Below are 11,470 nucleotides of genomic sequence, written 5' to 3'. Positions count from 1 at the left end.
TTCAGGTAAAGGCAGAGGGTCTGGATATCCCTGTCATTCATGACCTTCAATGCCTGTTGTCTGACTACTGAGAAGGGCTGATTGTCATCAATATTCTCGTCAACAAACAGGTGAAGTAGCTCTGCCGCTTTCGTGACATTGTCCGCAGCTGACTGCCAGGACAGGAACACTGCTTGTTGTGCAAAGGCGTTGGCGGCTTCCTGTTGTTTTCGGATATGGTAAACAAACCCATCCGTCAGGCGCTCCAGTGCAAGTTGCATGCGCTCTGTCAGATGACACAGTAACCACAGGTGCTGCTGTGAGCGTTTGAAGCGCCGCACTTTACTGCCGTAGTAATCAATAAGGCCGCTGAAGTGTTGTCGATTTTTTAGCGACAGATTGAGCCTGTCCACAACGTCATTTATTTGCGTGTGCCATGGTGCTAACCGGTGGTAAATGGCGAGCTCTTTTTTAAGCTCAGGCACGGTCAGACTTTTGGCACCACCCCTGAGATGGCTCAGACTCAGCCCGTCGTCTTTAGTAGTGATTATGTTGTCCAGAAAGACGTTAAGTTCATTACTGGTAAGTTGATTCAGTTGGAGCGTCAGGTCTTTTCTGACCTGTTGCATTGTGCGGCTTATCAGTCTTTGAAGCACGGAGTACTTAGGAATGGCAATGTTATGGCTGGCAAGGTATTCAATGGCCGCATCAAAGAGGTGTCGAGGCTCCAGCCAGGCATGACCAATGTAAACCAGGTGGTGGCACAGAGCATTGAGGTGCTGTTTTTCATTCCACTTATTGTAATTTAGTAGACGCAGTATCCTTGAGTAAATACGGTCACGCTGCATTTTACTGACACTGAAAGGCCTGATCCCTTTACCTCTTTGAATTTGGGAGGCAATAAACTGCATGTCGATACTGATATCACGGAAACTCGGAGCAATGATCACTGGCTTAGATTTAAAATAGCCCAGAAGCGCCACGAAATAACAACGATGTTTAGTAAGCCTGATAGTACGGCATTCGGCCTGTTCTACATCGTTTAGCGAAAAATACAAACGTTGTTCCTCAATAGAAAACTGAGGTGCTGAATACAAGTCTCGTTGTTCTGCCTGAGTCAGAATCGAGAGTTCATTACTAATTGCCATGATGAATAAACGCCAATATGATTGATGGTGTTTATATAAGATGGCAGAATATTGGAAGGTAACCCACCGCCACAGACCATATAATATAATACCTGTAGCGTTCTATGTTACTTTAGAGGGGAAAATCCCTAGAACCCCAAGAAGTTACGTTCCTTGAGTGCCTTAGCTAGCAACGATTCTGTAGTCGCTTGAAGTACGTTTAAAGATTTTAGATGTCCTATTAGTCTACCCATCGTCTTATCACTAACTTCCTGATCAAAGCTATCAAACTTAGCCTCCCACTCCTCTTGGGTGTGCTTAGACTTTGCCTCTCTTTCGTATAAATCACAAAAGATGAGCAACTGAATAATCGATTGCTCCACACATTGAGCACGATACATCGCTAAACCGTAATATGCGTAAACTTCTTTACAATGTTCTGATTTGTCCATAATAATTTTTTTTCGTTTGGGTCATATTTTCTCCACCTAACAAGGTGGCTAGCTCAAGATCTACATTTATAGGTCCCAATTGCACAACATCTCTACAAAGATGTATTCATTTAGCAACTAATTGACGTAAATTATTCTTCAACTGTCTAACTGTATCTGATTGAGACACTTCCCATTCTTTAGAAAGATACTGAATTACGGTATCAACATCTGAGGGGAACAGTATTTTTCCCGAAACTTTCGCAAAAGGTCCATCTGTTTCTAGAAGAATTTTATCTTTAGGTAACCAAGATATAAGTCGCTTTCCACGTGCTGAGAAAAGCATTGCTGGTCCAACTGAAAAATAACAACCTATATCGACAGCTTCTAATAACTGTTTTTTTGTCCCCAAAAACCAGTGGAGAACAGGGATGCCTGCTTTCGGGTGTTTTTTCAGACACATTAAGGTTTCGTCTACTGCATTCAGGCTATGTATTGTTAGAACTTTATCATTGAATGACTCACATTTTTTCAGAATGTGATTAAAAACCAATAATTGGTCATCAAAATGCTCTCTCCAGCCTTTTGATCCATCTAGTCCAATCTCACCTATATATTTAGTTTTCTCTATAAGTCGATCGAAAATTGGTAGTTCATTTTTCCTTAAATGAGCTAGCTGAGGGTGCAATCCCAAAGCGGTTTTGCAATGCTTAAGCCCTTTTGTGAGATTAACAGTGCCTTCGAAGGCTGAAGGCACTGTTGTTACAGATAATACGTAATAGTTTGAGCGTTCAATGTCATCCAATACCTTCTGATGTTCGGGGTATAGATCAACATGGCAATGCATATCCATCATGATGTTTTGTTAGCCTGTATAAACACTTCAACTTCCATCAAACCACGCTTAAGCGTTGATTCCAAGGCATTACGTATAGACTTATCTAGTGGGATTGGACCAGATTTACGTAGCCAAGATTTGTAATTATTGGTTTGCTTCAACCGGATAATGGCTGTTTGAACTGCTTGCAGGTCGTCTCTTGTATCCTTCTCTTTAATTAGCGTTTTCAATCGCTTTGTTTTATATGGTGCGTCATCATCAAAGCCAGCATGATGAACAGATGCTCTTCTAATTAGACAGGGCAAGCAGTGCCCACATTGTATGTGTTCTCTGTGCCAGTGGCTGCATGAAACGCTTAGCGGTACGGCTTTTTTAATAGCGTTTTGGTCAACGCACTCAGCCAACATCTCCCCCTTTGTTTTAAACTGATAAGGGTTTACGAATTTGACGTCAAAACCTATGCGTGTCAGCAATTCTTCCAACCTCTGCAAGAAGTTGGGGTGTGTGGTTCTCGTACTGTGACTACCTATTCGCCTTCTAGTTAGTGGTGGATTGATTGAGATATAGCCATTCTCAGGAACGATAATGGTTTTAATACTGGCATCACAGTTAGCACTTCTCAGTGCGGAAATGCCCAATACGGCCATCGCCAAGAAGTTAAAGCTTCTCCCACGCATACTTATGTCCGTTCTGCCTTCATATGTTTTAATTATATGAGGAGAAATTGAATAGGAGAGCTCAGCAAATGGAGAAGACAACAAAGTCTTAATTTCTTCCTGTTTTGCACCATCTCCACGATAGGCGTGACTTACTAAGAGAGGCTTATATTCTGACTCTCCATTAAGGATATCAATAGCACCCACTGCACTATCAAGACCGCCAGAAAATAGGCAAACAGCATTTTTTCCTAGAAGAGTTTTGGCTTTATATTTAGCCTGCTTACTTATCTTAGGTTTAGGCAGTTCCATTGATGTCTGCTCAAAAGTGAACATCCATTGATCGCCAGTAAGAAAGTTCAAAATTGAACTCAACTCAGCGCTTTCTGCATTCCATATATTCGGTTCACTTACAGGGATGTGAAGGTGCATTTGCCTTGACCAAGCATTCTCAGCCTTCTCTCTTAACTCAAAAGTATCTGCTGCGGTAACAGCGGAAGCAATTGTAATTAAATCGATTGCCTTAGGCTCAACAGCAACTCCCAAGTCTCTTACTGTTTGCAGTAGTCCTCTGGAAGCTAAGCTGTGTTTTTTTTGATCATATTCGTGAGTGTGGAATAGTTGTACAGGGTGGCATGACTCTGAATATTCAGGTAGTTGGTTTGGATTATCATTGAAGTAAAACTTAGTCATCGAAACTCTCCCATTCTTCAACGGTCATTGCGATGGTATCAGCTTGAATCTTGGTAATGTTATTTCTGGTGATATTGCTAGGGTTGCCATTAGTGACCTTGTCTAGCTGCTCCTGAGCTATTACCTTGATAAGCTCCCTTAGCTCAACTTCCATGCTATGGTGCTTGCTAGCAGGTTCTACGTGGAACCAAGCCCTGCCCATGCCTTCAACCACATCTTGGAAAATCAAGTCAGTTAAATAGCAGCCGATGGCTTGTTGGATTACTTCTTCAGTAAAACTATTTGGATCGAAATCTTCTGTATCTGGTAGCGCTTCTTCCAGCGCGTAATCTAAGGCAATTCTCACAGAGTCTGAGTCAGCATTATCAGGAGCCAAATGTGAAGCAATTCTATCAATAGCTTGGTCAGTGGATAGGCCTTTCAAGTCATTTAAGGAAAGGCTTTGGTTGTTGACAGTAACAGTGTCTCCACGCATTACTCCAAGTAAACCAGTACCAGCCGTTATCCCACTAGCCAACCTTCGGCTTGTGGTTTTTCCACCACCAGAGCCTTTTTTAGAATAACTCTTTAGTGCTCGCCTTAGATCAGAGCTTGAACCTCCGGCCTTGGCATAATTCCCGAATTCTCTTCTAGCTCCTGCAAAACGGTTTGCAGGATTGGCAGTACCAGATGGTTTGCCGATTTCCTGCTGAACTTTTTCATTGTCGATTTCCTTGTCACCTTGATTTTCCCCGTCCGGGCCACCAGTATCTTGAGCTGGCTCAATTGTTACAGGCGGACTTTGTTCAGCCCATGACGGAATGAGTGGGCTCTGGTTATTAGGGCCAGTTGATGATGCTGAAGTACCCATTAATACCTACTTTTCTAATTCCTTGATAATTACATTCAACCACCTTTGCTTTGGCAGTCCCTTCACGTAAGTTAGTAGCGCCTTTTTACATTTAGGCTCTTCAACTGCTAGTAGTCTCGCGCCATATATGCCTGGGGGAGCTTTTGACCAATCACTTACAGTCCTGAAGTTTTCAATTAGTCCATCCATCACAGCTAAATAGTCTTCTCTTGGGGTCGCTGCTATGGCATTTTGGTTTGTATGGCTTAGTCTTTCCGTTTGTTTCATTAAATCCTTCACAAGCTTTTGAGCAGCGCCGGACATAACTGCATTCACTAGGCCCATGGGGATACTCTCTCTACTTAAGTATGCCGCTGGGGTCAGGTTCACATTTGCAAACATCGGTGGTAGCTTCGACCACTTGTCAAGAAAGGCTAAATCTAGCTTCCACTCTTCTGGTAAATCCATATCATCGAATTCAGCTTCTGGATCTTCCAATTGAGCCAGAATCTTTGGAGAACCACTCTCTGTATCAATCAACTGATACAGTTTGTTTGTTGCTTGAGTCCCCAAACAACGCTCAAATATCACCAATTTGGTAATGGTTTTCTCATCCAGCTGCATACCACGACGGAGTGCTGTTTTTCTTCTCATTTTCACCTGATTTAAGAGGCGTTTAACAATTCGAGGGTTCCCATTTATATTGGAGGACTCTGCGAGCAATGGAGCAAGTTGTTCGGCCACGATGAACTTACTTCTGAGTTCGTCCTTACCCTGAACATCTTGAACTTTATCAACGTCCAAAAGCTCATCGACTGATATGGGTGACTGCTTCCAAGATAGCTGAAGAGACTGCTCTAGGCTTTCCCTAAGCCCCTCAAGCTGGTCACTCGTAACGCCATGATCTTGAGCTGTCAACATCATCAGGTAAGCTCTGATTTCTAGAGTACCAGGTCTTGGAACGTGTACTGGGATTTGAATTAATTTATCTAGGTAGTCTGTTTGGTGGCGCTGCGAAGCTCCCTTGTGATATTCCGGCACAGCTAAGCGGATCATATCTTCGTCTGCCGCAATCACGAATGCTGTATTTGGTAAAAACAAAAATAGTCGTATCGCTTCCAGCGTCGAAATTGCATTAAATGGCGAGCAACGGTCCAAGTTATCGACATAGACTATGAGTGGTTTATCAAATTCACTCAACAAGTCTGAGTACGCATTGCGGAACTCTTTAATTTCTTTTGGGGGTGAAAAAGCCTTTTTAGGCTTTAAAATTTCTTTGTTATCTTTAGCTATCTGCTTCGCACCATCTACTGCATCCTTGGCATCACCAAAGTCTAGTTCGCGATCCTCTCCACCACTGAATAGCCCCATCAACTTCTGAAAACCACCCATGGTGGGAACGCCAGCTAAAGCTGCACCACCATCCATCAATAATCCCAAAGATCTAATGATGTCAACACGTCCTGCAAACTCTTTAGCCTTCTTGCTCAAGCTGGCGTTGTCTTTCGCTTGGTTTACCAAGGTAGATGCAATTGTCTCTAATAGAGCCGCTTTAGCATCGTCATAGCCTTGATACATCCATGCATCGAAATGGACTTGAATGTAGTCTTGCTTCTCTTCAGATATTGATTTTTTGGTTAGCTCTAAGATTGTTGATTTTCCTGCCCCCCAATCCCCAAAAACGCCAACAGATATTGGCATCAATTCCTTTTCGGTGATTAGATCCTTAATCGATTCGGCAGTTTCACTAAAATTTAAAAAGTCTAGTGAGGACTCTTTATCAGACCACATTTAAACCCCATTTTGTCTACAAAATAGCTGTTTTCAACACGCACTATTTTCTGACTTTTAAGTCAAGCCCCAAAACTAGAGCGTTGGAACCATCTTTATTTGTTAAGACTTCTATTTTATTTGCCCGTACACTGACTTCTTCAGGTAACTCATCTTTAGAACAATGGATTACAAACTGAGTTTTGGTATTCTTGTAGCGGCTAATTAGCCCTTCATCTATGTACTTTTCAACATCTAATGGCGTTGAAAAAATATCCATATTCCTTTGAAGCTCTTCGGTTTCCTTAGTGTTCATATCTTCCTCATTTCTGCCAAAGCTATAACAGTCTATATCAAACTAAATATTCTGTTATTAGGAAAAATAGGTCAAATGATGACAAAAGAAGTGTGTCCCAAATCAGAGTCTGGCAAACTTCGGGGCATTTTCGATTTAGGAATGGCAGCGTATCGATTGCGATCGCGGCTATTTTAGCATGAGACTTTATTACTCTCTCACAGTAGAGTTAAAATAAAGCTAATCTGGTAAATAAAACGTCGGAACTGATTGCCAGGACTTTAAGTGACTATAAGACAGGAATCGAACTACCTGCCAGTTGCATTTGATACTTATTATCCCTGCTGGCAAGCGAGGTGACGAGCTGGTAGCTATTGCAATAGCTCAGAACAAGTGCTAGCCACTGGACGATAAACCTAACTTTGAAAGACTCTCTTCTCCTGTCAACACTGGGTGATAATGAAAGTGCGGTTTTAGACTTTCAGCAAACTGACTGACAACTTTTGGAAAGCCACTGTCTCCAGCTTGACTCTCGTAAGTTGAAATAAACGTAAAATCTAGTATCTCCATAGAAGGCAACGTCAACCATGCGTGAATATTGGCCATATTGGTAGGTGAACAGTCTAAAATTGATGACTTGATATCATCCTCAGTTAACTCAAAATATTTATTTCCATCAAATGTAATAGATCCAATAGTGAATATTGGTGGCGCTCCGTAAAAATGTTCTACCGCTTTCATTAGTTGAGAATGAATATTTAGACACTGTCCTACGAGATCGGTGTCTTTTAGTGGGTTATATAGATAATTTAGAAAATCCAAGCAATTTTGAAGGTTTTCATCACTACAAAATTTCGCATCTAAAGCCTTAAAGCGTGTATCAGACAATTTAAGGTACCTTGAGCGCTCAATCGCCAATTCGAACTCTTCCAAATATCTCAACTTCTGCTCCTAAGCATAAACGCCCTATTAAGGTTTGAGCAACGCAATACTGATGCCGCCGCATACCACCTTCATCACCTAAACCAACGCATAGTCAAAATGCCACACGTGCCGAATCACTCTTGAACAATTTGTTATGTTCATAGCTACTCTAAATCAACACTAAGGTTACTATCATTTTGGCCAACGGTTGTAGATCCAATACAGACATCTTGAAACACCACCAGCAATTCCTCCAAGTAGGATCAATGCCAGACCTTTAAACCCGGAAGATAGAGCATAGCCTAACTGTATTGATGTACTTCCCCAGCCGTTGGATAAGCCAGTTGATATAGCTAGTCCGAAGAGAATGATCAAGATAAAGCTAGTAATACTAATTTTCCACATTTTCATTACCAGAGAGAAAGCGAATGCAATGTAGATTAAGACCCTCAGCAATTCGATGAAGCCATAGTTAGCCATCCCAGCAAGAACATAGTTAATCGATTCGGTTAAGCTTAAAACCGCACTAAACAGAGCAAATATGGCCGCCCCCATGAAGATTACTTGTGGTAAATTGCTAACTGAAAGGTATACAAACAATCGGTTAAACAGCTGAGTAAAGAGTTTCGTCAATTTGTGTAATGAAGTGCGTACAGGGAATCCTATTTTGATCATTACTTATTTTCCATTGCTCTTAGCGCCTCACCCAGTAGCTCTTCTGTACTTAGATTTTTGTTATTAGCTAGGCTCTTATCAACTGTTCTCAGTGCCTTATATTCTGTACTTGTACTTTCGCCATCGATGTCTTCTTGTCGACGTCCATATGCAATGTAAATGTTATGAAAGACTCGATTGCGCTCCTCTCCAGTACAATCTAAATTTGCCAATTGCTTTTCAGCACCTTCAAACATGATGTCTAAGCTATCATCTGTTTTGGCTTTACAGAAATGCCGATAGGCTGTATCAATGCTTGTCTCTGTAGAAACGACAAATTTTTTCGTATTCATTTTAATAATTTTCTCATTCACTTAGCTAGAGTAATACTAAATCTATCCATGTAAGATAATATTTCAATTTCATTTTTATAAACTTCGGTAAGTTTACGTTTAGCTTTATTATACGCCCCTAACTTTCCATACTTCTCCACGGACACAACTGTAGTCTTTGTCGATAATGATCCGTCATCACCATATACATACCACTTGGCCAAATAATGGAGTTTTTTTCTTCGAGGGTCTGATTTGATAGGTGCGTTCTTTTCTATTAGTTTCGGCTCTAGACTATGGGGTAATCGGGTAAACAGTTCAGGCTCATTCAAGACTCTTTTCCAAAGCTTTTTCCCCCACAACTTTATGCCGATTTCGTTCCTTAACCTAATAGCTTTCTTTAGACCTTTCTTCTCTCCAATACGGATATAACCAACCGATCTATGAAGAATTTTATCTTCGGGTGTATGGATGTGAATCTTAAATGCAGTCTCAGCTTTTGAGATAAACCTAAGACCAGTGTTTGTCTCGAAATTGGATTTCATGTTCTAAGCTAATTATCCGTATAATTAATTGATATTTAATCTTCGTATTTACTGAGTTTGGTCTCCAAACTAGTGATCAATTCCGGTAGTTTAGATACATACTCTTTAAGCATAGTTATTTGATGTTTAGCTAGGCTTCGCGCTTGTTCAAGCTCCCTAGTTGTCACTAACTTTGAAGCATCTCCTCCAATATTTTTCCAAAGTCCTGCATCAAGTCTCTGGTTTTTATACTGTAGATCACCACCTTGAGTGCGAAAGCCGGTATCGGTTTCTTTGATTGCGATACGCTCTTTGATTTCCCCAGCTCCAACGGTGTAAATTTTAAAGGGAGCTTCGACCTCGGGTTTTCTTCTCGAAGACATGGGAATTCCTGCAATCTTACGACAGGTCTTGCAAATAGGTTTTCCGCTTAGTTTTGCATTTTCTATACTTTTGTGGGGGTCATTACTAAACCAAAGGTGTTTACCACATAGTGAGACCCATTGGCTTTCTTTGTTCTTACTCACATCGTGGTTAATATCAATAATACAAGGCATGTATATTCCTCAAACCTATCATGGCATTACTCACTATCAGAAAGTGTGAAGGGACTTCTTTGAAGTATCGCGTTTAAGGGGTAATTCAATCATCAAATTTACTCGGATAATTTAGCACATCACACACGTGCTGTCGATTAATTTCTATCCAATCACGATTTACTGCACCCCAATCTATTATCTTAAACTCACCACCTTTAGTGTGTTCAATTTTAATCTCCAATTCATGAATAGCTTTGATAGTATCCTGTGCCGTTCTACGAGGCATATTCGTTGCTTCCACTATTGCTGGGACAGTGTTAAAACCTCTATCAATTAGATATGCAACTAACAAACGTCTCAGAAATGAGGTTTGAGTTTTACTCGGCTTATTATCGTTCATGCTATCCTTCTTCGTTAAACAAGTTTTTTTTGAACAGTATTCATCATCTTCGGTAGGTAGTAATTCCCATTACACTGTAATATCTTACGTCATGACCTAGTTAACAAATGGTTTTCATTTAACCTAGCCTAGGCTTAGTAAACCATCTATACAACTAGACCACGACACAAGTGACAACGTCACGCAAAACTCAACCAAATTACTTTATGTTCCCGAACATATGCTTTAAGCAATGTGAAGTTCCAATATGCTGGTACAGTCTGTGTGAACGTAGTTTGTTTAATAGATTCGGACTCTTTAAATGCTTTATGCAGTCTTCGACTTCTCCCCGAGTAAAGAAACTACTTGGCATATTAAAATTAGTCGGGTGTACTGCCAAGCACCTCTCATTATTTGAGTCGGTATAAGTCATTTCAAACTCTAATTCCGGGTATATTTTCTGTAGCATGTTGATCTCATATACATAGCCCATATACTCATGATCAATGAACCTTTCGTGAATGTTTACGTTAGAAAGAGGGGAGGTATTTCTAAAAACTTCCTGGTTGTGGTGATAGAGGAACCGCGCAGTTATGGTCCTATGTTTTCCCTCTTCAATGAAGTAAGCATCCTCAACTTTTGTAAAAGAAATACCTGGTTTTACATGATGATCTAAATAGTAATTTGGATTTTCTTTGAGTTCCATTAGGGCTCGCTCAATACGTTTTAAGTGACGCCCACCTAAACAGTCCCCCCACTTCATCGCATCATAGCCTTGGCTATGACCAACAACGCGCTCTAAAGGAATACTGCCAAATCTCTTCTCAATATGTGGAAATAGATAAATTCCTCTACCCGTCAGATAATCGTCGAGAGGGAGTAATTCCGTATTGGTGAAATAAGCCGGATTTAGTCCATTTAGCTCCAGTATATTTGTTTTGATTGCCATACTCAGTTCCTCGTTAGTTTTTAAAGGTTTTAGCCACCGATTCGCTGGTGGGCTAATGAGCATATCAAGCAAAATGTCATCTCTACTACCTGAAGTCCCGCTTTTTGGAAGTCCAGTGATCGTATAGATAGAGTCGATTTATTCACATACAACCCCATCACCATCTCTATCGTTCATATAAGAGTATGCAGGATGTGATCTTCTTACTGGTGCAATACCATTTCTGATAGCTTCCTTGCAAGTAATCCTACCGTTATTATCTTCGTCATACATAAGTAACGGGGCGGACTTTGAAACGTTTCTCGTGGTTTTTATACTTTCCTCAGCAGGTTCATGTACGATCATTTCAGTGCTTGTGCAGTTTCTTAGTACCGAATCTAACGTTTCCACTTCTCTGCGGTCTACACTTAGAGCGTATTTCAACTTTACCTCGACCACTCTGGGGTTCTAGGGATTTTCCCCTCTAAAAAGACATAATCCTCTGTAGACCACACCAATAAATGGCTGCGGAGGTGGGTTACTACTTATAAGTGTGGCAAATTAGGTAAATA

15 protein-coding genes are annotated in these 11,470 nt (G+C 40.9%); all 15 read right to left on the bottom strand.

Annotated elements, in window-relative coordinates; translation table 11 throughout:
* Positions 1 to 1,127: DUF4158 domain-containing protein (locus R7P74_RS23785; protein WP_206926118.1), on the bottom strand; the 1,127-nt coding region annotated here is incomplete at its 3' end.
* 128 nt (positions 1,128 to 1,255) lie between these two features.
* On the bottom strand, positions 1,256 to 1,558 hold the full coding sequence (locus R7P74_RS23780; RefSeq protein WP_077284361.1) for a hypothetical protein: 303 nt from the start codon (positions 1,556 to 1,558) through the stop codon (positions 1,256 to 1,258).
* A gap of 106 nt (positions 1,559 to 1,664) precedes the next feature.
* Positions 1,665 to 2,393 (bottom strand): Qat anti-phage system TatD family nuclease QatD, encoded by a 729-nt coding sequence (gene qatD, locus R7P74_RS23775; protein ID WP_025634089.1) that lies wholly within the window; start codon positions 2,391 to 2,393, stop codon positions 1,665 to 1,667.
* Positions 2,390 to 3,724 carry a Qat anti-phage system QueC-like protein QatC gene (gene qatC, locus R7P74_RS23770; protein WP_025634087.1) on the bottom strand — a complete coding sequence of 445 codons (1,335 nt, stop codon included), beginning with the start codon at positions 3,722 to 3,724 and terminating at the stop codon, positions 2,390 to 2,392. Before qatC ends, qatD begins: the two co-directional genes overlap by 4 nt.
* On the bottom strand, positions 3,717 to 4,574 hold the full coding sequence (locus tag R7P74_RS23765; protein ID WP_054574966.1) for a hypothetical protein: 858 nt from the start codon (positions 4,572 to 4,574) through the stop codon (positions 3,717 to 3,719). The genes qatC and R7P74_RS23765 overlap by 8 nt, the downstream gene beginning before the upstream one ends.
* Before the next feature lie 6 nt (positions 4,575 to 4,580).
* Positions 4,581 to 6,344 carry a KAP family P-loop NTPase fold protein gene (locus R7P74_RS23760; protein ID WP_025634902.1) on the bottom strand — a complete coding sequence of 588 codons (1,764 nt, stop codon included), beginning with the start codon at positions 6,342 to 6,344 and terminating at the stop codon, positions 4,581 to 4,583.
* Positions 6,345 to 6,387: 43 nt separating this feature from the next.
* Entirely contained in the window at positions 6,388 to 6,639 is a 252-nt protein-coding gene (locus tag R7P74_RS23755) for a hypothetical protein (protein WP_025634901.1), read from the bottom strand.
* Positions 6,640 to 7,014: 375 nt separating this feature from the next.
* On the bottom strand, positions 7,015 to 7,551 hold the full coding sequence (locus tag R7P74_RS23750) for a hypothetical protein (RefSeq protein ID WP_054574967.1): 537 nt from the start codon (positions 7,549 to 7,551) through the stop codon (positions 7,015 to 7,017).
* Positions 7,552 to 7,734: 183 nt separating this feature from the next.
* Positions 7,735 to 8,217 carry a hypothetical protein gene (locus tag R7P74_RS23745; RefSeq protein WP_025634898.1) on the bottom strand — a complete coding sequence of 161 codons (483 nt, stop codon included), beginning with the start codon at positions 8,215 to 8,217 and terminating at the stop codon, positions 7,735 to 7,737.
* Positions 8,217 to 8,549 carry a hypothetical protein gene (locus tag R7P74_RS23740; protein WP_029811850.1) on the bottom strand — a complete coding sequence of 111 codons (333 nt, stop codon included), beginning with the start codon at positions 8,547 to 8,549 and terminating at the stop codon, positions 8,217 to 8,219. The genes R7P74_RS23745 and R7P74_RS23740 overlap by 1 nt, the downstream gene beginning before the upstream one ends.
* Positions 8,550 to 8,566: 17 nt before the next feature.
* On the bottom strand, positions 8,567 to 9,073 hold the full coding sequence (locus tag R7P74_RS23735; protein WP_029811849.1) for a hypothetical protein: 507 nt from the start codon (positions 9,071 to 9,073) through the stop codon (positions 8,567 to 8,569).
* A gap of 35 nt (positions 9,074 to 9,108) precedes the next feature.
* Positions 9,109 to 9,609, bottom strand: a complete 501-nt coding sequence (locus R7P74_RS23730) for a hypothetical protein (protein WP_025634894.1) — start codon at positions 9,607 to 9,609, stop codon at positions 9,109 to 9,111.
* 85 nt (positions 9,610 to 9,694) lie between these two features.
* Entirely contained in the window at positions 9,695 to 9,991 is a 297-nt protein-coding gene (locus R7P74_RS23725; RefSeq protein WP_025634893.1) for a helix-turn-helix domain-containing protein, read from the bottom strand.
* Between the two features lie 199 nt (positions 9,992 to 10,190).
* Positions 10,191 to 10,919, bottom strand: a complete 729-nt coding sequence (locus R7P74_RS23720; protein WP_025634892.1) for a hypothetical protein — start codon at positions 10,917 to 10,919, stop codon at positions 10,191 to 10,193.
* 138 nt (positions 10,920 to 11,057) lie between these two features.
* Positions 11,058 to 11,192, bottom strand: a complete 135-nt coding sequence (locus tag R7P74_RS29950; protein WP_225455831.1) for an excalibur calcium-binding domain-containing protein — start codon at positions 11,190 to 11,192, stop codon at positions 11,058 to 11,060.
* Positions 11,193 to 11,470 lie beyond the last annotated feature (278 nt).

The sequence above is a fragment of the Vibrio sp. 2033 genome, assembly GCF_033339735.1.
The sequence above is the reverse complement of the archived record's forward strand: the minus strand, read 5'-3'. Positions and strand labels throughout refer to the sequence as shown.